General features: G+C 58.0%; 15 protein-coding genes and 1 tRNA gene. 13 read left to right on the top strand and 3 right to left on the bottom strand.

Annotation, left to right across the window (positions count from 1 at the left end; genetic code table 11):
* Nucleotides 1–352: 352 nt before the first annotated feature.
* Nucleotides 353–1,525 (bottom strand): glycoside hydrolase family 27 protein, encoded by a 1,173-nt coding sequence (locus OHL21_RS06915; RefSeq protein WP_263416522.1) that lies wholly within the window; start codon nt 1,523–1,525, stop codon nt 353–355.
* Nucleotides 1,526–2,280: 755 nt separating this feature from the next.
* Between OHL21_RS06915 and OHL21_RS06910 the strand changes: the two genes are divergently transcribed.
* The gene (locus OHL21_RS06910; protein WP_263416521.1) at nt 2,281–2,622 is read left to right on the top strand and encodes a VOC family protein; all 342 of its coding nucleotides are present in this window, start codon (nt 2,281–2,283) and stop codon (nt 2,620–2,622) included.
* A gap of 428 nt (nt 2,623–3,050) precedes the next feature.
* A complete protein-coding gene (locus OHL21_RS06905) occupies nt 3,051–3,521 on the top strand; it encodes a response regulator (protein ID WP_263416520.1) in 471 nt (156 codons plus the stop codon).
* A gap of 219 nt (nt 3,522–3,740) precedes the next feature.
* Here the strand turns inward: OHL21_RS06905 and OHL21_RS06900 are convergent.
* A tRNA-Pro gene (locus OHL21_RS06900) sits at nt 3,741–3,817 on the bottom strand.
* Between the two features lie 174 nt (nt 3,818–3,991).
* Here OHL21_RS06900 and OHL21_RS06895 point away from each other — a divergent pair.
* Nucleotides 3,992–4,576 (top strand): TetR/AcrR family transcriptional regulator, encoded by a 585-nt coding sequence (locus OHL21_RS06895; RefSeq protein ID WP_263416519.1) that lies wholly within the window; start codon nt 3,992–3,994, stop codon nt 4,574–4,576.
* A gap of 229 nt (nt 4,577–4,805) precedes the next feature.
* Nucleotides 4,806–7,082 (top strand): GH92 family glycosyl hydrolase, encoded by a 2,277-nt coding sequence (locus OHL21_RS06890; RefSeq protein WP_263416518.1) that lies wholly within the window; start codon nt 4,806–4,808, stop codon nt 7,080–7,082.
* Nucleotides 7,083–7,636: 554 nt separating this feature from the next.
* On the opposite strand, the gene OHL21_RS06885 is transcribed toward OHL21_RS06890, so the two are convergent.
* Nucleotides 7,637–9,202 carry a carboxylesterase/lipase family protein gene (locus tag OHL21_RS06885; RefSeq protein ID WP_263416517.1) on the bottom strand — a complete coding sequence of 522 codons (1,566 nt, stop codon included), beginning with the start codon at nt 9,200–9,202 and terminating at the stop codon, nt 7,637–7,639.
* Between the two features lie 209 nt (nt 9,203–9,411).
* Between OHL21_RS06885 and OHL21_RS06880 the strand changes: the two genes are divergently transcribed.
* The 9 genes from OHL21_RS06880 to OHL21_RS06840 all read left to right on the top strand — a co-directional run bounded on the left by OHL21_RS06880 (nt 9,412) and on the right by OHL21_RS06840 (nt 26,686).
* Nucleotides 9,412–9,756 (top strand): PadR family transcriptional regulator, encoded by a 345-nt coding sequence (locus OHL21_RS06880; protein ID WP_263416516.1) that lies wholly within the window; start codon nt 9,412–9,414, stop codon nt 9,754–9,756.
* Nucleotides 9,757–9,778: 22 nt separating this feature from the next.
* The gene (locus tag OHL21_RS06875) at nt 9,779–12,364 is read left to right on the top strand and encodes an ABC transporter permease (RefSeq protein ID WP_263416515.1); all 2,586 of its coding nucleotides are present in this window, start codon (nt 9,779–9,781) and stop codon (nt 12,362–12,364) included.
* Nucleotides 12,365–12,789: 425 nt separating this feature from the next.
* On the top strand, nt 12,790–14,370 hold the full coding sequence (gene murJ / locus OHL21_RS06870; protein ID WP_263416514.1) for a murein biosynthesis integral membrane protein MurJ: 1,581 nt from the start codon (nt 12,790–12,792) through the stop codon (nt 14,368–14,370).
* A 13-nt stretch (nt 14,371–14,383) separates the two neighbouring features.
* Nucleotides 14,384–14,860 (top strand): GNAT family N-acetyltransferase, encoded by a 477-nt coding sequence (locus OHL21_RS06865; RefSeq protein ID WP_263416513.1) that lies wholly within the window; start codon nt 14,384–14,386, stop codon nt 14,858–14,860.
* Between the two features lie 304 nt (nt 14,861–15,164).
* Nucleotides 15,165–22,373: a choice-of-anchor D domain-containing protein gene (locus OHL21_RS06860; RefSeq protein ID WP_263416512.1), complete on the top strand. Its 7,209-nt coding sequence runs from the start codon at nt 15,165–15,167 to the stop codon at nt 22,371–22,373.
* A 14-nt stretch (nt 22,374–22,387) separates the two neighbouring features.
* Nucleotides 22,388–22,978: a porin family protein gene (locus OHL21_RS06855; protein ID WP_263416511.1), complete on the top strand. Its 591-nt coding sequence runs from the start codon at nt 22,388–22,390 to the stop codon at nt 22,976–22,978.
* Nucleotides 22,979–23,578: 600 nt separating this feature from the next.
* Nucleotides 23,579–23,722: a hypothetical protein gene (locus tag OHL21_RS06850; RefSeq protein WP_263416510.1), complete on the top strand. Its 144-nt coding sequence runs from the start codon at nt 23,579–23,581 to the stop codon at nt 23,720–23,722.
* A gap of 66 nt (nt 23,723–23,788) precedes the next feature.
* Nucleotides 23,789–25,177 carry a sensor histidine kinase gene (locus OHL21_RS06845; RefSeq protein WP_263416509.1) on the top strand — a complete coding sequence of 463 codons (1,389 nt, stop codon included), beginning with the start codon at nt 23,789–23,791 and terminating at the stop codon, nt 25,175–25,177.
* 435 nt (nt 25,178–25,612) lie between these two features.
* Nucleotides 25,613–26,686: a class I SAM-dependent methyltransferase gene (locus tag OHL21_RS06840; RefSeq protein WP_263416508.1), complete on the top strand. Its 1,074-nt coding sequence runs from the start codon at nt 25,613–25,615 to the stop codon at nt 26,684–26,686.
* The last annotated feature ends 115 nt before the right edge of the window (nt 26,687–26,801 follow it).

The following is a 26,801-nucleotide window of genomic DNA, read 5'->3' as shown; positions in this document are numbered from 1 at the left end:
CTCGACCACGCACTGTCAAACGGGCATGATGGTGATAGTCCATCTGGCCTCCGAAGATTTTGGATTGCTCTCACAATCAGCTTCTTCGTTCTCGGTCAGATGGACAATAACCTATTGAAACTTCACAGCTAAAGCCGCGACCAATGCGCCTCCGTAGGGACGGCTGAAGCCGTCCCTTAAGCAAAACGTTCGCACCTTCGGTGCGAATCGGATGTACAGGACAGACGATGCCTGGACCTGTGAAGAATCTCTGGAGGCAAGCATTTCTTTGTCATCCCGAATGGATCTGCTTCTCATCCTTTAAAAACAAACCGGGGTCCCGCAACGCGGGACCCCGGTTCTCCTCACACCTCTACTCCAACACCAACAACACCACACCATGCGGCGCCACGTTCGCGGTATAAGACCCCTGCTTCGTCCCCAGATCCTTCCCCGCCCAAACATCACGCACCTTAGCCGAGCTCTTCGCGCCCGCATCCGCAAAGCGAACACTCACCGGCGCAGCCTCAAGACTGCGATTGAACAAACCCACAGCAACCTTGCCATTGCTCAACGGTTTTGCCCACACCTCGAGCGCACCCTTAGCCCAGATACGATCACCCTGTTTGCCCAGCGTATCCTGATCGATCGCAATCGCCTCTTTGTTCAGCAGAATCGATTTGGTCTCATCGGTCATCTTGCTCAAATCGTTGCCGGCGAGCAGGGGAGCGGCCAGCAGGCACCACAGGCTCATATGCGTGCGATACTCCTCCGCCGTCAAGCGACCGTTGCCGATCTCCAGCATGTCAGGATCATTCCAGTGTCCCGGCCCGGCATACTTCGACAGACCCGCCTGTGAGAAACCGATCTGCGACATCGAGAGATAGCTGTCGCTGATGTCGCCAGTAGTCCGCCACAGGTTGCCGCCCAGTGCCGGCGCCCACGTCCACACCTCATCCCACCCGTACTGACACAGTGAGAGCACCATGGGACGGCCAGTCTTGCGGATGGCATCGGAGATCTTCTGATACGCCTGACGCATCAGCTCCGACTGGATCTTCTCGCCGTTGGCGGGATCTTTGGCGGCTGCTTCACGCATGATGGTGCGATAGCTGCAGAGGTCGTACTTGATGTAGTCGACACCCCACTCAGCCCAGGTCTTCGCATCCTGCTCTTCATGCTGATAGCTACCCTCGTAGCGGGCACAGGTCTGCGGCCCGGGCGAAGAGTAGATGCCGAACTTCAGACCCTTGGAGTGGATGTAGTCTCCCAGCGCTTTCATGTCGGGGAACTTCTCATTGGTATGCAGAACACCGTTGGCGTCGCGCTTGCCTTCCCACGTGTCGTCGATATTCACGTAGATGTAGCCGGCATCTTTCATACCGCTGGAGACGATGGCGTCAGCGGCCGCGCGGACATCGGCATCCGTAACACGTCCCGCAAAGTGATTCCAACTGTTCCAGCCCATGGGCGGTGTGAGGGCAACGCGCTGCTGCGCGGCAAGCGGCAGCGCGACGACAAAGGGGAGCAAACGTAGAAATTTCATGCGACGCCATCGTAGAGCATTTTCCCTGTCGCTGGGTACCCCGAAGGGACGTGCAGCGGCGTTTTCATTGCGGAAACGCCCTAGACGCGGATGCTCTGGACTACACCTACAGGGAAAATGCTGAGCCGGTTTCCGCCAACCGCGCCGGCCAAGCGCTTGAACACGAGCTTTTCCAGTCATCTTGTTTGTCATCCTGGGTGAATGGGGTCCCCGGCCAGCTTTGCTGACTGGGGTTGAGCGAAGGACCCGATTGCCGGCTGCACACAGTGCAGCCGGTTCGCACCAGAGGTGCGAATGCCTTGCTTAAGGGGACGGCTTTCAGCCGTCCCGTAGAGAAGCAGCAAACAAGCGGCTTCAGCCGCTGAGGTCAATGTATTGGATAACCTCGACCTGTAAAGGCTCCTGGGATTCCGAACTATAGAGCGCGCCTTCAGCCCTTCATCGTTCAATGCACCCGATACCTCGGGCGTTGCCCCAGGCTGATATGGAACGCGCCTTCAGCGCTTCTCTCTCCTGTATCCCATCCTCAATGAACGTGGAGAAACGAAAGACCAACCGCATGCCCCATAGTCCAACGCACGGTATCTCGAACTTATCGATGCACCCGTCGATCAACAAATCCGAGTACACTGACAACGTTCCTCGCGAGGCCGCAATCCAGCGGCCTCTACCCGGCTCGCGCTCTTCTCGCCGCAGACCGGACGGAGGCTCACCTGCGAGAGCGGCGCGCAAACATCGCGCTACTCAGGAGAGCTATGTCCACTAAGAAGCTTGCGTATCTGGAACTCCCCGCCACCAGCACAGCAGCCATGAAGACCTTCTACGGCGACCTCTTTGGCTGGTCCTTCCAGGACTGGGGACCGACGTACACCTCGTTCTCCGAAGCTGGACTTGACGGCGGCTTCAACACCGACGACAGCCACCGCACCAAAGCCCCGCTGCCCATCATCCAAACCGACGACATCAGCACTATGGAAACCCGCGTACAACAGGCAGGAGGCGCCATAACCCTGCCAACCTTCCAGTTTCCCGGCGGCCGCCGCTTCCACTTCACCGACCCAAGCGGCAACGAACTAGCAGTCATGCAGCTCGACTAGGGATATCGATAAGTTTGAGTTGATCGGTCTCCAGCGAACCTATTCGCTGGAGACCAACTAGTAACCACGGCGTATCGACAAATTCAGTTGATCTGACAGAGGATGACTGAAACTGGTGGGAGTAGCGGGGTCCCCATCCAGCCTTGCTGGATGGGGTGTTCAGCGGCCTTCAGCCCGCTGATACAGGCGTAAAAATAGACGGGCTTCAGCCCTGGGCCTCCTCTGTACGCGAGGAAAAAGCCACGGCTAAAGCCCATTTCATATTGAGCCGATACACCGTGGGCTGAAAGCCCACGCCTTTACCCCAGCCAGCAACGCTGGCCGGGGACCCCGATGCTCCCACCGAATCGAGCTTCGCTCGAACATCCATTGCGATGCGATGGATGGGGCACCCAGAGTATCGGCTATCTGGAATTTGTCGATACGCCGTGGTTGCTAGTAACCAGACAGGCACCCCAGCGGAAACATCTCGCGTCGAACGCCAGATGGACAGGCCATGTTTCATCGTTGTCGATCGCGACTATCCGGGGAGCATCTCTACCCGAAAGCTGGTGATCGAAAGTGCCAAGCTAAATGTCATCACGGCATATGACGCCGAGGAGGCACTGGTATCTCTGAGACGTTTTCCCAATGTCGATGGAGTGGTGCTTAACGCGGCCATAAGCGATGGCGGACAATGTAGAGCCCTCATCGACAGGCTCCGGCAAATTGTCGCTGGCATAAACGTGGTCATCACATCCGCAGGGGGAGCCGCCGACTGCGACCAGCACGGGCGCCATAGCAGAGAGCATCATGTAGACAGCCTCGATCCAAGAAAGCTGCTTGATTGTCTGCAGTCCCTCAGAAGAGAAGCCACCGCCGAAATCCTCAAACGCGACCAGCAAATTCCGGACCAATAAGAGCAGCAAGAGATACGAGATGAGCTGGAGAACGGGACGACTCGTTCGGCCAAATGTTCGATAGCGAGCCTTCGGAAGACCAGCAGTGTCTCTAGACAAGAGACTTCGCCACTATTGCTCCACAGAGAGACCGCGGGTGCGTCTATGCCTGACGCGTCGACCCCAAGCCTCTACTATGGAGGCACAGAGAAGACTCCCGTATATTCTTCATTCTGTGAATGGTCGGGGAGAGAGGATTCGAACCTCCGACCCCCTGCTCCCGAAGCAGGTGCTCTACCAGGCTGAGCCACTCCCCGATTCCTGATTGTGAGGATGCCGGCTGCAACACCGCGGGCCTGGAACACGCGCACGAGCCAACTTGTTAAGCATACCAGAGGATCGTCCGTCGCGCCCGCCACCCCCTCTTCGAATCGAAGTTTCCCGGAAATTCATCGAAAGATTAGACTGGTTGGTCTAGGGAGAGTCGATTCATGGTGGAGGGAACACGGAAGCGCTTGCTGGAGGTCGGACTCAGACAGATGCGGTCGGTTGGCTATGGCGCCGCCGGCATGAAAGAGCTGCTGGACGAGGCCGGTATCCCCAAGGGCTCGTTCTATCACTACTTCCCCAGCAAAGAAGCCTTCGGCAAAGCCGTCCTCGAGAGCTACGGCGCCGGAGAGCAGGCGCGCTGGCAGCGCATCGTTGTGGAAGGGAAGGGAGCTCCCCTCAAACGCCTGCGCCACTACTTCGAAGAGCTGATCGCCACCTACGGCCCGCAGAACAGAATCAGCGGTTGCCTGATGGGTGGCATGAGCCTGGAGATGGCCGACCACAGCGACACCATCCAGGCCGCTCTGAAACAGGCCTTTGCCGGATGGCGGCAGGGTCTCGCCTCTCTGCTCGAAGAGGCGATGGAACGCGGCGACCTCGCACGCACCGCAAAGCCAGATGAACTCGCCGGGCTATTACTGGACGCGTATGAAGGCGCTCTGATGCGAGCCAAGGCCGAACGCTCCAACGCGCCGCTGGATAATTTTCTCAAGCTTGCCTTCGGGACGCTGCTCGCGAAGCCTTGATTGGCTTCCGCGCGAAAAGCGGATTCGAGCGACCCGCGCCACCCTATAAGGGAGGACTATGGGGTGGGCCTTCAGCGCTCTTACCCTTCGGTGGGATTCTGTGGAGAATGCGTGACGGACTCCTGTTTCCACCGTATCGCTCCAATAGCGACATCGTTAACGTGGGTGGAGTATAAAGACGTCTGTGATACGACATCTTCTCCGCAATACTCTTGTTTTTGTTTCTTGTATGTCTGCCGCTCTGTGGGCACAGAAGGCCTCTGAGATCGACCCCATGCTTGGCGCTGATAAGGGCGGGAATGTCTTCGTTGGGCCCACGCTGCCCTTCGGTATGGCCAAGCCCGGGCCTGACTATGGCACCAATGAGGGCAATGCCGGTTGGGCCGCGATCGGCAATCTGAACGGTTTCTCACAGCTACATGTTTCGGGTACTGGTGGCGGACCGAAGTACGGCAATATCTCGGTGCAGCCGATGCTTGGTAAGGCTGATCCGGCGCACAGCTCGGTGCCGCGCAAAGATGAGCACGCCGAGGTTGGCTATTATGCGGTGGGCCTGGGCGACACAGGTATTCGCGCGGAGATTACGACGGCGCGGCGTACGCCTGTCTACCGGTTTACCTATCCTGACGGGCAGCAGCGTACGCTGTTGGTGGATGTCGGACATCTGCTGATGAAGCTGCATGATTCGCCGCATCGCTATGACGAAGGCCAGATCGTGTACTCAACCGAGGTGCAGGTGCTGTCGCCGACGGAGATCGCCGGCGAGCAAGCCTCGGTGATTGGATGGAATATCCAGACCACGCCGATGCGTGTTTACTTCTACCTGGTGACCGATACTCCGGCGATGACCAGTGGCACCTGGGAGGATGGCAAGGCTCCGCAGGACGGAGCGAAGACGGCGAGCTACAAGATGCCGTTCACGATGAAGACGCTGCCTAAGCCTCCGGCGCCGATCGTCAGCACGGGCGCGTATCTGACCTTTGCTCCCGGCTCAAAGCCGGTGATGGTGAAGGTCGGCGTGTCGTTTGTCTCGATTGAGCAGGCAAAGAAGAATGCGATGACTGAGGTCGCAGGCTTCGACTTCGAGGGCACACGCAAGGCTGTGGTTGCGGCCTGGGATAAGGCGTTGGCGACAATTAAGGTAGAGGGCGGTATGGCGGATGAGAGGCAGCAGTTTGCCACGGGCCTGTATCACTCCATGCTGATGCCTGTGGATCGCACCGGCGAGAATCCACTGTGGAAGAGCACTCTTCCTTATTACGACGACTTCTATTGCATCTGGGATACCTTCCGTTCTTCGACACCGCTGCTGACGCTAATCGCACCGAAGCGTGTGACCGGCATTCTGCAGTCACTGCTGGAGATTCAGGATCACGATGGCTTCTTCGTCGATGGACGCTCCGGCAACTTTGCGGGAAGGACACAGGGCGGCTCCGATGCGGAGATGATGTTTACCGATGCCTTTCTAAAGCATGTTCCCGGTCTGGATTGGGAGCGTGTCTACAAGGCCATGCGGCATGATGCCGATGTGGAGTCGGCTGATCCCATTCGCTTCGGACGCGGCGACATGGAGGAGTGGAAGAAGCTGGGATATCTCTCGATCGAGCACTCTGATCCCGCAGGCGGCCCGGACCGTCCAGGCTCGCGCTCCATGGAGTACGCCGCGAACGATTATGCCGTCGCGCTGATGGCAAAGGGACTGCATCACGATGCCGATGCGAAGCTCTTCGCGGAGCGGTCGAGTAACTGGAAGAAGCTGTGGTATCCCGAAGCGGTGGATCACACCGAGGGCGGCGACATCAAGGGCTTCATCTGGATGAAGCATGCGGATGGAAGCTGGAAGGAGCACTTCGATCCCCGCCTCGTGGGTACCTGGTACACGGATAACTTCTACGAGGCCAGCACCTGGACCTACTCGCTCTATGTACCGCAGGATGTGCGTGAGCTGATCAAGACGATTGGCGGCGACGTGGCCTTCAAGAAGCGGCTCGACCTGTTCTTCTCCGAAACCGGAGAGCATCGCTTCCGCTATCGTTATGACGTCGGCAATGAGCCCGGGTTCCTGACGCCGTATCTCTACAACTGGATCGGCGAGCAGAGCAGCACGGCGAAGACGATTCATGCTGTGCTGGACGCCAGCTATCACTCAGGCACAGGCGGTCTGCCGGGTAATGACGATTCGGGTGCGATGGGCTCGTTCTATGTCTTCAACCGCATGGGCTATTTTCCGGTAGCGGCGCAGGATGTCTATCTGATCGGCTCGCCATCGTTCCCGCGTTCGACGATCACGCTCGGCAACGGCAAGCAGTTCTCGGTGGTGGCGGAGAACCTGTCGCCAAGCAACATCTATATTGCGAGCGCGACATGGAATGGCAAGCCCTATCAGCGTTCGTGGTTCACGCATGAACAGCTCGCCGCGGGTGGAGAGCTGAAGCTGGTAATGACGGATAAGCCGACACGCTGGGATACGGGCGAGGCGCCGCCGTCGATGTCGGATGCGCATTAGTGAGTGGGATTGGGTGGGAGCCGTGGGCTTTAAGCCCACGGTCCATCGGTTCAATACTGAAACGGGATTTGGCCATGGGCTTTCCCCTGTAGAAAGAGAAAGCCAGGCTAAAGCTTGTTCCTTATTGAGCAAGAAAGATGTCTTGAGCGCTGAAGGCGCGACCCATACCAGCCTGGGGCAACGCCCCAGGTATGGAGATAGGGAAACGGTAAGAGGGCTGAAGGCCCGATCTATAATCCCCAATCGTCACAAACGAAACTGTTCGTGAACCATCGAACGATACGGTCGGATTGAAGCCCTTATATAGGGCGGGCCTTCAGCCCTCTGACATCTTGTGGGCGTCAAACCTGGGGCGTTGCCCCAGGCTGGTATAGAACGCGCCTTCAGCGCTTTATCAGTGACTGAAGCCCGCTGAACACCAACCAGTAAAGCTGGTTAGGGACCCCGCTGAACACCCCAACCAGCAAAGCTGATTGGGGACCCCGCTGCTTCCACCCAGTTGCGGGAACCCGAATATCCCACCCATTGCGTGGGTTACATCGTATTCCTAGCTATCAACGTGTCGTCTGCGCTGTTGACTCGCTCTCCAGAAACTCGAACTCGGCGCGTGTCGTATCCGGTGTGACTGTTATTGGCTCGTCGAGATGAATCAGCTTCTTCTCTCTGTCATAGCGAGGCCACGCAGGCAGGCCGCTTCCGTTCGGGTCGCCCGTACGCGCGAAGTTAGCCCAGTACGTCACAACTTCATCGCTCAGCTTACGATCGGCCGGTTGCCATGTCGCACCCTGGCGAACGTCGAGTGTGCCGAAGACATATTCAAGCTCAGTGGAGTGGAAAGCGTATTTGCCCGTGGGGTGAAGAGGCTCTGCCGGAGCGGGGCGATCGAAGCGAAAGCGATAGACCGGTGATTGTCCTGTCTTGCTTTGCGCCTCAACCCATCTCCATGCGCCCATGGCAATGAAGCCGTTGGTAGTGAAGTCATCCGCGGAGTGCATGGCCTGCTCATCCGTGTTTGCAGGATACGCTGCGAGGAACTCGTCGGCCTTTGCACCGTAGTGCTCTTTGGCATAGGCCTTCCATTTTTCGACGGTCATATCTTTGGAGAGCGTACCGGCGCGTTCATCGCGGTTCCAGCCGATGATGGAGGGGACATGTGCCTGATGGCCTGCAGCATAGGCGTCCGGCAGGGGCTCGGGAAGGAAGCTCCCGTCGACGACCGCGGAGAAGCCGATGCCGCGCTGCTTCTGTGTGGCTTCCAGAATCTTATCGGCGGGCATGGCGCGTAGCTCTTCGAGATTGTTTGCACCGAGCGCGGAGACGAAAGCCTGATCTCGTTTGGGGCGTTCACTGGCGGCGGTCATGGGAATGGTGCTGCCGAAGAAGGCTCCGCTCTCTCCGATGACTTTGTGAAAGAGCCCACGTGCCGAGGGCGCCACGGTGAGAGCGCTGACGGCAAAGGAGCCGGCGCTTTCACCGAAGATGGTGACGTTGTTGGCATCGCCTCCAAAGGCCGCGATGTTGGTCTTCACCCAGCGCAGCGCGGCGAGCTGATCCATCAGGCCGTAGTTGCCGGCGTGGCCGCCTTGTTCTTTGGCCAGGTCTTCACTGGCGAGGAAGCCGAAGACGTTCAGGCGGTAGTTCAGTGTGACGACGATGACGCCCTTCGCCACGAGTGCAGGATTGGTGTAGCGCGGCTCCGATGCTGCACCGGCGAGGAAGCCTCCACCATGGATCCAGACCATGACGGGAAGCTTGCTGCCCGGCTTTGCCGTCCCAGGTGTGTAGATATTGAGGTAGAGACAGTCTTCAGAGGGACCGGCATCGGTGAAGATGTAGTCGTCCCAGACGTGCCACTGCTGGCAACGATTGCCGAACCTGGTCGCATCGCGTGTACCACTCCATGCGGATGGAGCCTCAGGTGCTTTCCAGCGGAGACTACCGACAGGAGGAGCAGCGTAGGGCAGACCAAGGAAAGCCATCTCTTTGCCGTCGCGAATCCACTTGCCTGCAGCTTTGCCCTGTACTGTCTTCACTTTAGGAACAGGCGCCTGAGCATGGAGGCATCCCGCAGAGAAGCAAACAAGAGCCACACCTTTGAGCAGGGCGCTACGGATCTTCATGACTTATCCCTCGTGGGTCGTGTCCACAATAGCCATTGCTGGTCAAAAGTTGCAAGCTGAGACTTGACGATGCCTCATGGGTCGATATGACCTCCGTTCAGGCGGCAAGTCTTGTAAACGACCCAGGAATTAACGCTTTAACTTTTAACCTTCAACTTTTAACTCTTCCTGTTGACATCCGACCCAAACCGGTGACATTCTTCTGTCGGATGCCTACCCAAAACGAATCAGAAGACCGTATCGCGTTACTGCAGGGAACGCTGGACCTGCTGATCTTGAAGACGCTTGTCATGGGCCCTTGCCATGGCCAGGGTATCGCCCGTTCCATCCAGCGCCAGTCGGAACAGGTGTTCTTTGTCGACCACGGGTCGTTGTACCTGGCCCTGCAGCGTCTTGAGGACAAGAAGTGGCTCAGCGCTAAATGGGGTGTGAGCGAGAACAACCGCAAGGCACGGTTCTACTCCCTTACGGCCAAGGGGAGGGAACAACTTGTGCAGAAGGCCAGTGAATGGCAGCGGCTAAGCCGTGCCATGGAATTGATACTCGGCAGTTAGTAGTTGGCGAGGAGGCTTGGGCATGTTTAAGCGCAGGCGGAGCACACAGGATTTCGATGATGAGATAAAAGCCCATCTAGCCCTCGAAGCCGATGAATTGCGGCGCGAGGGGCTCACCGAGGAAGAGGCCTATCGCAGAGCTCGCGCCAGCTTCGGCAATGCGCAGGCTGCTCGTGAGCGCTTCTATCTGAAGGGGCGGATGGAATGGCTCGACAACCGCATCCAGGATCTGCGATTCGCTCTGCGCCAATTGCGTAAGGATCTCGGTTTTGCGCTCACGGCCGTTCTGATTCTTGCGCTTGGTCTTAGTTCCAGCGTGGCGATCTTCGCGTTTGTCGACGCGGCGCTGGTCAAGCCTCTGCCTTATCAGGAACCGAATCGCCTGGTTATGCTCTTCGAGAGCATTCCGCTTGGCCCGCGGTTCCATCTCTCGTATCCCGACTATCTTGACTGGAAGCGTCAGAACACCGTCTTCCGCTCGCTGGATGTGTTTGAGCCATTCGGATTCATGATGAAGACCAGCGATGGACTTCGCCAGACCGATGGAGCGCGGGTGAGCTCAGGCTTCTTCCGCACGCTTGGTGTAAAGCCTGTACTTGGCCGCGATTTCTACGACGGTGAGGACAAGCCGGAGACGCCGCGCACCACCCTGCTCAGCTATGCCGCATGGCAAAGACGCTATGGCAGCGATCCGAAGATCATTGGGCAGCCGGTAGTCCTGGACGGAGATACCTACACCATCGTCGGCGTGTTGCCACGCGAGTTCAGCTTCTCGCCTGCCGAGCCGGCTGACTTCTGGTCGATTCTAAAAGCGACCAGCACCTGCCGGGGATGTCATGGGCTATATGGTGTGGCGCGCCTGAAAGATGGAGTCACCTTCGGCGCAGCCTTCGCGAATATCAAGGCCGTTGCTGAGAATCTTGAGAAGATGTATCCGGACTCCAATCGCGATCAGAAGGCGTACATGCTGCCGCTTGCGGAGGTCATCACGGGTGACATACGGCCCGTCCTGGTGGTAATGCTAAGCGGCGCAGGGCTGTTGCTTTTGATTGCTGCCATCAACGTGGCAAGTCTGCTGCTGGTGCGGGCAGAGAGCAGAAGGCGCGAGGTGGCGGTACGTGGAGCGCTTGGCGCATCGCAGCGCAGGCTCGCACTTCAGTTCATTACCGAGGGAGTGCTGCTGACGACGATTGGAAGCGTGCTCGGCCTCGCGATGGCGCAGCAGGGCATGCACATGCTCACATTGCTTATTCCTAAAGATATGCTGGCGGCCATGCCGTTCCTCCGCGGCCTGGGTCTCAATGGCCACGTGCTGCTGTTTGCCGGAGCTCTGGCGATCGCTGCGGCTGCGCTCTTCGCTCTCACTCCGATGGCTCTGTTTCGCGTGATGGATATCCGTGAAGGTTTGACCGAAGGCAGCAGAAGCTCATCGAGCACCTTGTGGCGGAGATTTGGCGCCAACATGGTGGTGGTCGAACTGGCAACTGCAATGGTGTTGCTTGTGGGAGCAGGGCTCCTGGGCAAGAGCTTCTACAAGCTTTTACATACCGACACAGGATTGCAGTCTGACCACATCGCCACGGTGCACATACAGGCAGAGTCTGAGAAGTACAACAAGGACGAGCTAAGAGCGGCCCTGGCGCATGAGGTTGAAAGGCGCGTGCAGGCGCTGCCCGGTGTGCAGGCGGTCGGCATTACCACCAAGCTGCCGATTGAAGATGCGGACTGGACATCTTCATTTACGATTCCCGGCCGGCCGGACAACGACGTCCACAAAGAAGTGGCAGTGCGGTATGTAACCTCCGGTTACATGAATACGCTGAAAACGCGGCTGATCAGCGGCCGGTATTTCGCTGCGGAAGAACCGGCGAAGGTTGTCATCGTCAACCAGACTCTCGCGAAGCAGTACTTTCCCGGAGAAGACGTGATTGGCAAGCGCATTGCATTCGATAGCAAGAATCCACTGCTGATCATCGGAGCCATTAACGATATTCAGGAAGGGCAGCTCGACGCTAAACCACGAGGGGCAGCTTATATGCCCTTCTATCAGTCGCCTTACTTCAATGGATTTGTGGTGCTGGCGCGCACCTCGCAGGACGAGAGCTCGATGCTGTCGTCACTGACGGCGACCTTGCACGATCTGGACAAGGGGATGGCTCTTTACAACCCGATGACGATGGAGCAGAAGATTCACGATGCTCCATCCACCTATCTGCATCGCTCGTCTGCCTGGCTGGTTGCAGGTTTCGCCTTGATGGCTTTGGCGCTGGGCGTTGTCGGATTGTATGGCGTGATCGCGTACTCCGTGAGCCGGCGCACGCGAGAGATTGGTGTACGTATGGCGCTTGGCGCACAGCGTCGCGCAGTCTATGGGCTGGTGCTGCGGCAGGCCGGATGGCTGACGCTTTGTGGGCTGGTGATTGGACTGGTATGTTCCATTGGCGCAGCCGTCTCTCTGCAAAAGCTGCTCTATGGGGTGCAGGCATGGGATGCAATCACGCTGGCAGGTGTAGCGGTCTTGCTTGGTGCGGTGTCGATGGTGGCGAGCTGTCTGCCGGCGCATCGGGCAGCTTCGCTGAATCCTACGGATGCATTGCGGACGGAATAGAACAGCACGATCGTTCAGTCGCGGTGTTGTTTCTTTTCAAGGGCAACCAGAAAAGGAAATCCGACCTCAGCGGCTAAAGCCGCACGTCCTTACAGCTTCATACGGGACGGCTGGAAGCCGTCCCCTTAAGCAAGGCATTCGCACCTTCGGTGCGAACTGGTCGCGCCACGCGCAACGGCTGATTGAGCGTGCTCGAAGCACTTCATCTCTATCAGGGGGTGCCGTAGGAATTGCCTCGTGAGGCGATGTCTTGCGGGGTCTATTTGCCTAGCGCCAAAGGCGCTTGGTTTTGCTTACGGGCACGACTTTAGCCGTGCCGATTCAAGGGGGAAAGATGTGCGGCTTTAGCCGCTGAGGTCCGGATCTGTCGGAGGAGCGAAGCCCCCTCTGGCAATAGAACAGCAAGAGTTTTTTATAATCGTAGTTTGAAGACACAGGTTCGCAGCAGTTCCAGCAAGACACACGCACTGGCCGTTGCCACGGGCATTTTGTTGAGCCGCGTCGTCGGATTAGTGCGCGACCGGATATTTGCGCATTACTTCGGCAACTCCGATGCTGCCGATGCTTTTCGGGCCGCATTTCGCATCCCTAACTTCCTTCAGAATCTCTTTGGTGAGGGCGTGCTTTCGGCGTCGTTTATCCCGGTGTATGCGCGCCTGAATGCTGAGGATCGGCACGAAGAAGCCTCAGAGCTGGCGGAGGCCATTTTTTCTCTGTTGTTTTTTGTGGGAACGATCTTCGTCGTTGCCGGAATCCTGATTACGCCGTGGCTGATCGACCTGATTGCGCCTGGCTTTCATGGGGAGAAACGGCTGCTGACCATTCACCTGGTGCAGATCCTCTTTCCCGGCGCGGCGCTGCTGGTGCTCTCGGCGTGGTGCCTTGGCATTCTGAACAGCCATCGCCGGTTCCTGTTGTCGTACGCTGCTCCAGTGATGTGGAACCTTGCCTTAATCGCAACCCTGCTTTGGGGAGGCGGTCATCATTCCGAATCCCGCCTGGCTGTGCTGCTGGCGATTGGTTCGGTCGTGGGCAGTGCATTGCAGTTCGCCGTGCAGCTGCCAACGGTGATTCGCTTGCTGATGCCGCTGCGTCTGCGGCTCAAGCTGGCGACGGCCCATGTCCGCACGGTCGCGAAGAACTTCTTCCCGGTCTTTCTCAGCCGAGGGGTTGTTCAGATCAGCGCCTATATTGACTCATGGCTGGCCAGCTTTCTCGGCACCGGAGCTGTGGCCGCGCTGGGATATGCGCAAACGCTTTACACGCTGCCGGTTAGTCTGTTCGGAATGGCGGTCTCGGCGGCGGAGCTGCCGGCGATGTCCAGTGCTTTAGGCACACAGGCCGAGATCGCGGAGGCCCTTCGCAATCGGCTGAAGCAGGGCCTGCAACAGATTGCGTTTTTCGTCATACCGTCTGCGGTGGCATTCGTTGTGCTGGGAGACGTCGTAGTATCGACGATCTACCGCACCGGCCACTTTCAGGGTGGTGATGTTCTCTTCGTCTGGGCGATTCTGGCGGGTTCTGCAGTCGGTCTGCTTGCTTCTACTTCTGGACGTCTCTACTCATCCGCTTTTTATGCTCTTCGGAATACGCGTACGCCATTGAGATTTGCTTTGATCCGGGTGACGCTCACACTTGGTCTTGGATATCTTTGCGCACTCCGACTGCCGCCTCTTCTTGGGATCGACCTGCGTTGGGGCAGCGCGGGCCTCACTCTTTCTGCCGGCATCGCCGGCTGGCTTGAATTTCTTTTACTGCGCCGGGCGCTACACCGCCAGATCGGCACGGTTCCTTCGTCCAGATCGCGTACCGCTAAGTTATGGCTGGTTGCAATTGTGGCTGCAGTTGCCGGGTGGGGAATGAAACGGGTTCTACCTTTCCATGCTCCGCTGCTGGTTGGACCGACCGTGCTTGTGACGTTTGCGGCGGTTTACCTCACCGTGACCCAGTGGATCGGTGTCGGCAATATGGGCGCCGTGACACGGTTGATCAGGCGTCGCGGGTAACTATAATCAGCGCATGCCGCCGATTCCGCTAACGGGTCACCCCCTCATCGATGGCTGGCTGGGCCTTGAGCTCGATAGGGTGTCTCTCCATCCGGTTCACAAGGTACCTGCCTACTTCTTCCGCATGGTCGATCTCCGTACGAGAGCTGAGGTCGGAAGGATCAATCTCAGATTGGGCTCCGAACCGCATGTCGAACGATATGCCGGGCACGTTGGTTACTTTGTTGAGCCTGCCTATCGAGGCCATGGTTGTGCATCACGCGCGCTGCGTCTCTTAATGCGTATCGCCCGTGGGTTGGGAATTGATCCGCTTTGGATCACCTGCGATCCGGACAACATTCCATCACGTCGCACCTGTGAGCGTGCAGGAGCGGAATTCATTGAAATTGTCGATGTTCCCGAAGACTGCGTCATTTATCAGAGTGGCCATCGCAGAAAGTGCCGTTATCGGTTGAAGCTGAGTGAACCCGGCAAGGGCAGTTCCCACTAAGTTCTTACGGAGCCGCTGAGGGCAGTGTGTTGAGAGTCTCCCCTCTCTTGCGCAACAAGCGTATTGCCGTATGCCGAATTTTGTCGATATAAGTTCCAGAGCCTGCTTTAGCAGCACCGCAAGTGTACCGTTTCGGGACAAAATCCTGAACTTCTCCTCCTCGAACCCTCATGCAACAGGGCATCACAGCCGATCTCTCCCAGTAAGAACTGACATTTTCTGCAGCGGACGAAACTCTCCCGCAAACGAAAAGGCTGAGTCGAGAGTTTGACAGCCCGAGGGGCTGCTATAGGGGAGTTTTTTCATGATCAGAAAGTCAGCCGTCATCAGCTTGATGGCGATCTTGTGGATGATGGTGTGTCTAAGCAGCAGCGCGTATGCAGTGCTGGGATCATCCACGACTCAGAATGGCATCACGATCACCCAGAACTTCAGCAGCGTCTACTACGTCGATACGAAGACCTCTCCTTACCCCACTGGTTTTTACGCTGTCTACAACATCACCAACAACAACTCGACCGCTCTGTCGGATGTTTGGGTTACGCTCGGCAATTTCGCCGGGAGCACCGTCTACCTCTCCCTGGGAGGGAACGACACCGGCGCGGCGCATCTGGGATCGCTGGCCGCGGGGGCTACTAAGGCGGCTTACTTTTTCCTGAATGTGGATTGCTCCAGCTTTACCAGCGGCAACTGCAACATCTCTTCACCCCAGTCAGCCACGGCCGACGTCTATTTAGGACCCCCCACCGCCAACCTGCTTGCCTCGTTGACCACGAACGACATGACGGTCTATGACACGATTGCGGCAAGCGCGAATAAGGTGAACAGCGGCAGTGTTTCGACGACTACACCTTCGGTGGGCAGCACCTTCACTGTGACGGTTAGCGGCTCGACTGGAAGCATTGGCGGGAGCAATATCTTCGCCCTTAGCCCTCAGACAAGCAGCAGCTTCCCGTCGAACGCCTTCCGGCTTACCAAAACCAGTCTTACCTTCAGCAACGGTGGAACCGGGACGTACACCGACATGCTGCAGATTCCTACGTCGGTCATGTCAGCGATCGCCAGCGCCGACTACACGGTGACGTACACCTACCAGGTGACGGGGACGACGTCCACCACGACGTCGGTGCAACCGATTGCTTATATCAATAGCGGTTCGCAGATCAAACACACCACCGTCTCGTCCCTGGGAAATATTCCACCCATTCAAGCCGCAAGCAATACGTTGCTGCTGTCAATGTCGGTGACGCCAACCTCATTCGGGCTTAGCGGCGGCACTGCGACCTATACGGTGCATATCACCAATTCGGGTACGACCGATGCTTCTCTGGATGAATTCATCGATGCCCTGGCAAGCTCGCCGGCGGCGGAGAACTACATTAACGGCAGCTCCACCTTTGCAGGAGCAGCTATCTCCGATCCAACAATCAGTGGAAGCACATTGATCTGGTCAGGGACCTTTACGGTTCCCGCCGGCGGTTCGGCGGACATGACCTTCCAGACCGGAATCCCGTCGACCGTAGGAACATATACCGACTCTTTCTACGGCCTGGTGTCGGCCTCACAGATCGATACGACGCTGAACACTTCGGACGATGCGGAGACGACGACGTCGATCACGGTGTCCTCAAAGCAATCGACGACGATCTCGATCTCCAATCTGCCTGCCAGCGGAACCTATGGCGGCAGCTTTACGCCGGCGTTCAGCTACACCGGTGATGGTACGAAATCGGTGAGTTCCAACTCGACCGGTGTATGCACCGTGACCAGCGGCGTGGTGCACTACGTTGGTACAGGTACGTGCTCGCTGACGGCGAGTGCGACAGCGGGAACCAACTACAACGCAACCACAGGTACAGCGCAAACTTTCACGGTCGGCCAGGCAACACCGACCATCAGTGTCTCGAACCTGCCTTCCAGCGGAACCTATGGCGGCAGCTTTACGCCGACGTTCAGCTATACAGGTGATGGCACGAGCTCGGTGAGCTCGAACTCGACGAGTGTTTGCACGGTGACCAGTGGTGTGGTGCATTACGTTGGTACGGGCACCTGTTCGGTGACAGCGAGTGCCACGGCGGGCACGAACTATGCGGCCGTGACGGGAAGCGCGCAGACATTTTCCGTTGGCCAGGCGACTCCGACAATCAGTATCTCGAATCTACCGGCCAGCGGCACCTATGGCGGCAGCTTCACTCCGATCTTTAGCTACACCGGTGATGGCTCGACCTCAGTGAGCTCGAACTCAACCAGTGTTTGTACTGTGTCCAGCGGTATGGTGCAGTACGTCGGAGTCGGTACCTGCTCACTGACTTCAAGTGCAACGGCGGGCACAAACTATGGAGCGGTGACCGGTTCGGCACAGACCTTCTCCGTAGGAAAGGCAACGCCGACGATCAGCATCTCAAACGTTCCGGCGAGCGGAAGCTACGGCGGCAGCTTTACACCAACGTTCAGCTATACGGGTGATGGCATAACTTCGGTGAGCTCGAACTCGACCAGCATCTGCACCGTAACCAGCGGCGTGGTGCATTACGTTGGCACTGGCGCCTGCTCGTTGACGGCGAGTGCGATGGCAGGCACCAATTACAACGCCGTGACTGGCTCGGCGCAGACCTTCTCTGTCGGTCAGGGTACGCCGACGATCAGTATCTCGAATCTTCCTGCCAGTGGAACTTATGGCGGCAGCTTTACACCAACGTTCAGCTATACGGGTGACGGAACGACTTCAGTCAGCTCGAACTCGACCAGCGTCTGCACGGTGACAAGTGGTGTGGTGCACTACGTTGGCGTGGGCACCTGCTCTTTGACAGCCAGCGCGACGGCAGGCACCAACTATGCAGCCGTTACCGGCACGGCCCAGACCTTCTCAGTTGGCCAGGCAACGCCTACGATTAGTATCTCGAATCTTCCAGCCAGCGGGATCTACGGTCACGATTTCATTCCGACGTTCAGCTACACGGGCGATGGAACAACGTCGGTAACTTCTAACACCACCAGCGTCTGCACACTCATCGGCAGCACTGTGCGCTACGTTGGCGTGGGTATCTGCTCTTTGACAGCCAGCGCGACGGCAGGCACGAATTACGCGGCGGTGACGGGTACAGCGCAGACTTTCTCAGTTGGCCAGGCGACTCCGACGATCAGTATCTCGAATCTTCCGGCCAGCGGGATCTACGATCATGATTTCATTCCGACGTTCAGCTACACGGGCGATGGAACAACGTCAGTAACTTCTAACACCACCAGCGTCTGCACGCTCACTGGCGGCACCGTGCGCTACGTTGGCGTGGGTATCTGCTCTTTGACGGCGAGCGCCACTGCAGGTACGAACTACGCAGCCGTGACCGGTAGCGCGCAGACGTTCGCTGTGAACCAAGCGACCGCAACAGTGACGCTCAGCAATCTGAACCTCACCTATACCGGATCTACCCAAACGGGCACGGTGACCACCTCGCCCTCGGGCCTCTCAGTGACCACGACCTATAACGGTGGCGCGACGGCTCCAACGGCTGCCGGCAGCTACACCATGGTGGCCACCATCAACGATGCCAACTACAGCGGCACCGTAACCGGAACTCTGGTGATTGCACCGGCGGCGCAGAGCATTACCTTTGCCGCCTTGCCGGCCCAGGTGATCTATGGAAGCGGAGTGCTTTCGTTGTCCGCAACCGGCGGAGCATCGGGGAATCCGGTTATCTTCAGCGTCCTTTCTGGTCCTGGGTCAATCAGCGGCAGTCAGTTGACGATCGCAGGTGTGGGCCCAGTCGTTGTTGAAGCGAACCAGGCAGGGAACAGCAACTATCTTGCGGCTTCACAGGTGACGCAGAGCGTCACGAGCGTGGGTGCGGCACTGAACCTCAGCCTCACGGCTTTGAACTTCCTCAATCAGCCCGTTGGCACCACTAGCCTTGCGCAGACGCTCATCATTACCAATCCCAATGCATTTCCGGTGACTATCACCGGCATTCAGGCAAACGGTGACTTCCACGCGGCAAGCGCGTGTACTGTGATTGCGCCGCAGGCGAACTGCAGCGTGAATGTGACCTTCACACCGACGGTCGCCGGATCGCGCGCGGAGGCTTTGACCATCACCAATGCTCAGTCGAATGTCGCGCAGACTGTGCCGATGACAGGTATCGGAACCGCGCCCGGCATCCAGGTCTCCCCGGCTGCACTGGGCTTTGGCAGTGAAGTGGTTTCCACGCCTAGCACGGGGCAAACGCTGACGATCCGCAATACAGGCACGGCTCCACTCGTGATCTCAAACATTGCGACGACAGGCGATTTCGCAACGACGGGTAAGTGCGCGACGGTGCCGGCAGGCAGCAACTGCAGCTTGACCGTGAACTTTACGCCGACTGCAATCGGCAGCCGGACGGGAACTCTTACGTTGACGGATAATGCGGGCGGTCAAAGCCAGGTCGTGAATCTCTCCGGTACGGGAACAGAGGCGGGTGTGTCGTTGACTCCAGGCGCTCAGGCATTTCCGGCAACTCTGGTCGGCTCTACCAGCCAGCCGTTGACGGCGACGCTGACCAATACAGGCAATGCGGCTCTTACTGGAATTAGCTTCGGCATCGCCGGCGATTTCGCGCAGACCAATAACTGCCCGGCTTCACTGGATGCAGGTGCAAGCTGCACGATCAACGTGGTGTATGCACCGAAGATTGCGGGGGCTGAATCCGGTGTACTGACCGTAAGTGACAGCAAGGGTTCGCAGACAATCTCATTGACGGGTACCGGTCTGGTTCCCGGAGCAACTCTCAGCACGGCAGACCTGCTGTTTGGCGGCAGGCCGGTCAATACGTCCTCGCTGGCGCAAACCGTGATCTTTACGAATACCGGCACCGGTCCGGTAACGATTAACTCCGTAACGACGACCTCGAACTTCGCGGATACGACCAACTGCACGGGACAGATCGCGGCAGGCGCAAGCTGCAGCATCAATGTCACCTTCACACCCGCGTCCACCGGATTGTTGAAGGGCACGGTCGCCATCAGTGATACGGCGGGTTCGCAGATGGTGACGCTGCAGGGAGAGGGCACGAATGCGGGCGTTACGATGACACCGTCGTTCCTGCTCTTTGGCGCGCAGGTCGTCAACACCGTCAGCATGGCGCAGACCGTGACGGCGAAGAACACGGGTACGACGCCGCTGACTCTGAACCCGATCGCCGTGTCGAACAACTTTGTTGAGTCAGATCAGTGCCCGGCGGTGTTGCCGGTAGGTGGCTCCTGCCTGATCAGCGTGAGCTTTGCGCCGACTGCGACGGGATCTTTGTATGGCTCACTGCAGTTCAGCGATGCGTCCGGTCAGGTCTCGACGGTCGTGGCGCTGAGCGGCCAGGGAACGCTTCCTGGTATAGCGATTTTGCCTTCAACGGTCTTCTTCGGCAGCCTGCCTGTAGGCACTGCCAGCCAGGCACAGACGGTAACGGTATGGAATACAGGATCGACGCCGCTGCAGATTACGGCAATCAATGCAACCGGAGATTTTGCTGAGACAGATACCTGCACCGCGAGCGCTGTGCCGGTGGGCGGCTACTGCATCCTGAGCGTCACGATGACCCCGACGACCATCGGAACTCGGACGGGAGTTATTCAGATCGCGAACAATGTGGATGGCATCCATCTGATCTCAGTGAGCGGTGTTGGGCAACAGGCGGGCGTCACCGTCTTCCCGACCAGTTTGGCATTCGGAAGCTATCCTTATGTGTCGACCTCGCAGGCTACGGGAACGGCGCTGAGTGTGACGCTGACCAACAGCGGGAATGTTCCGCTGCAGATTGGCGGCTTCAACATCCAGGGCGACTTTACAGAGACAGACAACTGCGGTGCGACGGTGCCGGTGGGAGGCTTCTGCACGCTGACGGTGCGTTTTGTGCCGACGGCGTTAGGGCATCGCACTGGAGTGTTGACCATCACCGACAACGCCGGCGGAGGTACGCAGCAGGTTTCGCTTGCGGGGGATGGCAGTCCTTATGGTTTGACTCTTACTCCGCCGGTGATGAACTTCGGCGTGCAGACCATCGGTAAGCATTCCACCTCACAGACGGCAACGCTGACGAATAATACCGGCCAGGCCTTGAACAACCTGGTGATTACGCCCAGCGGTCAGTTCACTGAGACGGATAATTGCGGTACGTCGCTGGCCAATGGCGCCTCCTGCACGATCGATATTACGGTGACACCGGCAAGCACTGGCGCCATTACGGGAACGGTGACGTTCTCTTCAGGAACAAGTATCGCGGTTACGGGTGGCAGCGTGATGCGGCCGCACGCACAGGCAGCCCAGGCGATTCAGGCAAACACAGCTTCGACGTCGTCCTCAACTGTCGGTGTAGTTGCGGTCTCGGCGTCTGCGATTCCGCCTGGGATTGATATCTCCGTTCCTCAGGTCAGCTTCTCGGTGACATCGGTGGGTACCGGGACGGTGCAGACGGTGACGATCCGGAACACGGGCTCGGCTCTTCCGCTGACTCATCTGGCGATCGGTACAACGAATGCGACAGAGTTCCCGTTCACCACAACCTGCCCGGCAACTCTGGCCGCACAGGCAAGCTGCACGATCACGATCAACTTCACACCCACCGGCAATGGCTTGCGGTCCGGCATCATGAGCATTACCGCGGACGGCGGCATCTCCGCGCTGCTGCCGGAGAGTGGAAACGCCGCAAAGGGTGCGCCGGGGATCACGCTTACTTCCAGCGTGAATACGAGCATGCTGCAGGACACCGTCACCTTGACCTCTGCCGTTGTCTCTACGACAACGCAGCCTACGGGCAGCATCAGCTTTATGGATGGCAGCACCTTGTTGGGAACAGCGGCTCTGAGCAACGGTGTTGCATCGTTGACCACCTCTGCTCTTGCAACCGGAAGCCATTCCATCACCGCCGTCTATAGCGGAGATGCGAACTACGTGGCGGCAACGGCCAACGTCGTCACGCAGAGCGTCATCGACTTCTCGCTCAAGGCGGTAGGGAGCGGCGCATCGCAAACAGTTATTCCCGGTAACTCGGCGACGTACCAGGTAGCCATTGCTCCGACCACTGGAACCAGCTTCCCGGTTGCGGCGACGCTTACCGTTACTGGCTTGCCGCAGGGTGCAACCGCGGAGCTGGCCACGAAGCCGTGGACGCAACTGAGTGCAACCTCATGGCAGGTTCCTGCTACGACGACACTGGATAATGTCTCGCTCATCTTCCATGTTCCGGGACAGACGGCCGCGGTGGCCCCTGAACCAGCTGGTCACAGCAATGGTCTGCCGCCGGTAGCCTGGGCAGCTCTGCTGCTTCCGTTTGCGTACCGGTTCCGCCGGGCACGCAGAAAGCTGATCGGACATCTGGCAATCCTGTTCGTTGTTGTGGGAACACTCGCGGCGATGGCCGGCTTGACCGGATGCGGATCGGGCAACGGATTCTTCGGCCAGGCTGCAAAGAATTACACCATAACCGTCACGGTGACGGCCGGCCCTGACTCGCATTCCACAGATCTGCAGCTCAACGTGCAATAGCAAGGGAAAATAGTATGCGTCGAAACATTCTGAAAATATTGCTCGTTGCAGTTTGTATCTTTACCGGACTGGGCGTGGAGCAAGAAGCACACGCCGAATCTGGCATACCGAAATACAGCTCGCTGGAGATCGCGGTTAACTTCAATGCCGCGCACGCCAACACGGTTTCTACCTACGGGTTCTGGATGCAGGGCGGCAGCGTGCAGATCGAGAAGCCGTTCACCCATCGCCTGGGTCTCGCTGCGGATATCTCCCGCTTGCACACGGGGCAGATGCCGCATACGACCGCGGGCCTGGATCTGATGACGGCCGTCTTCGGTCCGCGTTACTCCATCGTGTCTCCGCATGGACGCTTCAAGACCTACGGTCAGGTGATGGCCGGTCCGGTGCATGGAAGCAACAGCCTGTTTCCCAATCCCAATGGAGCAACGACCACCGCCAATGGAGTTGCGGTGATGATTGGCGGAGGCATGGATTATCGTATTTCACCGCGCGTCGCGGTGCGTCCGTTCGAAGCAGGCTGGCTCCGCACAGCTCTATCGAATGGCACGACAACGGTGCAGAATAGTTTGCGATTGAGCTCAGGTGTCGTCGTTCGTTTCTAAGCTCTTCTTTGGTTGTCGTCGAGAAGATCGATTTGAATCGATGACGAACGTTTGTATGTTGTAACGGGTGGGAGCAGCGCGGTCCCTAGCCAGCTTTGCTGGCTGGAGTGCTCAGTGGGCTTCAGAGACTGCGGAAAAGTCGATTTTTCAAAAAGTGCAAATAGATCGCGTCAGAATGCCCTATAAGCGATCCGTGGATGTTGGGTGATGATTTTCTATCCCCGAAATTGAGCCGATCAATCTCGCTTACGGAGTTTTTCCGCAGCCTCTACAGCCCGCTGATAGAGCGCTGAAGGCGCGCTCCATACCAGCCTGGGGCAGCGCCCCAGGTTACAGTGCTCACAAGAACTTAAAGGGCTGAAGGCCCGTTCTATAGATACTCAATTCTTGCTGCCATGAACGTTATGGGGAGAGAAGCAGATTTCCCCGCTTCCTGCGGTCGCTGCGAAATGACAAACAAAAAAGACGATTCGAGCGCTGTGGTCCAGCTACTCGCTCGATGGCAAATACATTCAGACCATCGCGCGCTCGAAGTCGGGCGAGATCGAAGGGCCGTGGGAGCAGCTCTCTCCGCTGGTCTATGAGGACAGTGGTCACGGCATGCTCTTCGATGCCTTCGATGGAAAGCTGATGCTGGTGCTGCATCGGCCATTTCGTGGCGCGCGTGGGAAGTTGTATGAGATGAAGGACGCAGGCGATCATCTGGAGGTCGTGCGGGAGCGGACGGATTTGGATGCACAGTAACGATTACGGCCGGATGTAAGAGAATGGACTTTGCTCCAGTTTCTCTTCCCGTGAAAAGAGGTTCCTGTGATTGACCGATCTGTGCTCGGAGGCATCTCTGCCTTCGCGAACCTGCCTGATGACCAGCTCGAGTGGTTTCTGAGTCACGCAGAAGAGATTCATGTTGAAGCGGGAGAGCCGTTTGTACGGCGAGGCGACCCTCCGGCGTGGCTGTTTGTTTTTCTGGAGGGGCAGTTTCAGTGGCGAGGCGAGTTCGGCGGTGACACCGTTGTCATGCCTGCCTCAGCCGGCGAGGTCGAAGGAGTATATCCCTTCTCTCGGATGAGAGAGTTCACGGTCGCGGGCATCGCGCTGACCAGGGCACGGCTGTTGCGGTTTCCTGTTTCGATGTATTCCGAACTGATTCCGAAGATGCCGGAGTTTACCGCGCGTCTGGTGGCGATGATGTCCGACCGCATCCGCGAAGGCACCCGCATCGAGCAGCAGAAGGACCGGCTGTTTTCTCTGGGCAGATTGTCGGCAGGTTTGGCGCACGAGCTGAATAATCCGGCGGCTGCCGCCACACGCGCTGCCAGCCAGTTAAAAGAACATCTGGATCGATTGAAGTTCGCTTCGTTTGCACTTGGCCGCTGCACGCTCTCTGAGGAGCAGCGGCTGGAGCTGGTGCACTTCGAAAAGCAGCTCGAACCCGGCTGCGATCCAGATCCGCTGGCGTTGGGTGATCTGGAGGACCAGATCGCATCGGTCCTGCAATTGGCGGGAGAACATGAGACCTGGCAATCCTCTTCCGCGTTGGCAAGGTGCCAGGTTCAACCGGAGGCATTGCGCTCCATACTGCTCAAGCTTGATCCGGGGGCTGTGCATGCGGCGGTAATGCGGCTTGCCGCGAGCGCCGAGCTTGCTGTGCTCTCCCGCGCGATCGTGACCAGCACCGCACGTATCTCGGAACTGGTGGGCGCCGTCAAGGAATACACCTACCTGGACCAGGCGCCGGTGCAGGATATCGATATCGCGCGCAGCCTTGAATCGACTCTGGCGATGTTCGATCACAAGGTCAGGGAAGGCATCACCGTCATACGCGACTACCAGCCGGTTCCGCTGCTGGTGAATTCGTTCGGAAGCCAGCTCAACCAGGTGTGGACGAACCTTATCCTCAACGCCATTGAGGCGATGGCCGGTAAAGGCGAGCTGCGGCTACGGACACTGCGTCAAGGCGAGATGGTGATTGTCGAAATCGGCGACAACGGTCCAGGTATCCCCGCGGAGATTCGCTCGCATATCTTTGAGCCGTTCTTCACAACGAAGGGCATCGGCGAGGGAACGGGACTCGGGCTCGATACGGCGCTACGGATTGTCCGGAATCACCAGGGCGAGATTCATGTTGAGTCTTGTCCTGGGGATACCCGGTTTCAGGTGTGGCTTCCGTTGGTGGCTGAAGATGTGGGAGTCTCTTAGGGGTTACCAGCACCGAACATCTGGGCAAGAGAAGCGCTGAAGGCCGGGGTCCCCAATGAACTTGTTCATTGGGGTGGAAACGCGCGCTCTATACCAGCCTGGGGCACGCCCCAGGTTAGGTGCTCATAGGTGTTAAAGGGCTGAAGGCCCGCTCTATAGTTCTGCAGTGAGGGTGGGATTCGTCAATACGCCCCAATCTTGCCCTCAGCGCCTAAAGCCGCCATCTCATTGACCTCTATGCGGGACGGCTGAAGCCGTCCCCTTAAGCAAGACATTCGCGCTATGCGCGAACGGGAGCTTCGCTCGAATCTCCCCCATACGGGTTGACCAAAGCTTGATTTTCCCTCCGTAACCGGCGCACAATTACGGCCTCGAACCGGCTGCTGCTCCCACTCTCGCCCGGGCGGACACCCTCTTATTGCAAAGGAGATTCTTATGGCGACGACACAGGCTCCTGCCATCAATATGGATGAACTGAATGCCTTTCTCGGAAAGTTCGTAGGCGATCTGGGTGCTGCCGTGCACGCCGGCATGGTCGTGATCGGCGAAAAGCTCGGGTTGTACAAGGCACTTTCCGATGCACCCGCAACGTCGGCTGAGCTGGCAAAAAAGACAGGAACAGACGAGCGATACCTGCGCGAATGGTTGGCGTCACAGGCGGCAGGCGGATACGTTACATACGATGCATCGACTGAGCGGTTCAGCCTTACTCCGGAACAGGCGTTCACCCTCGCCACAGAGGATAGCCCAGCTTATCTGCCCGGCGCCTTTGAACTGGCATTGGGTTCGTTGGCTGCAGTGCCACGAATTGCGGATTCCTTTCGCACCGGGGCTGGAATGGGTTGGGGTGAGCATGTTGAAGGCGTCTTTCATGGATGCGAGAAGTTCTTTCGGCCGGGGTATGCTGCGAACCTCATCAGTTCCTGGATACCTGCACTTCAGGGTGTCCAGGCAAAGCTTGAACAAGGAGCGCGGGTAGCCGACGTTGGATGTGGCACCGGATCATCAACCATCCTGATGGCCAAAGCCTTTCCGAAATCGGAGTTCTTTGGATTCGATTATCACGACAAATCTGTTGAAGCCGCGCGCGAGAAGGCGCACAAGGAAGGTCTGTCCGGCCGGGTGCACTTCGAAGCGGCCAAAGCCAAGGAGTTTCCCGGCAAAGACTACGACTTTGTCGCCGTATTCGATTGCCTCCATGATATGGGTGATCCAGTAGGAGCAGCCAAACATGTGCGGCAATCTCTGGCTCCAGGTGGTACCTGGATGATTGTCGAGCCTTTTGCCAACGACGAACTCAAAGACAATTTGACTCCAGTGGGCCGGGTCTACTATTCCTTTTCGACGCTTCTCTGCACGCCCTGCTCCCGATCACAGGAAGTGGGACTATGTCTTGGCGCGCAGGCCGGCGAGGCGCGCATCCGCGAAGTGGCGACCGCCGCAGGGTTCACCCATTTCCGGCGGGCCACGGAAACACCTTTCAATATCGTGTATGAGGCGAGAGCATAAGCCATTCAATGCGTTCGTTGGCTTTGTTCGCGTCAATTGAGAGTGCGGCATATCGATATGGCAGAGTTTAGGTGGGAGCAGTGGGCTTCATCCCGTTGATGCTCCCGTTCGCGCA

Source organism: Terriglobus albidus, assembly GCF_025685425.1.
Classification (GTDB): domain Bacteria; phylum Acidobacteriota; class Terriglobia; order Terriglobales; family Acidobacteriaceae; genus Terriglobus; species Terriglobus albidus.
This window is presented reverse-complemented; position numbering and strand designations above follow the sequence as displayed.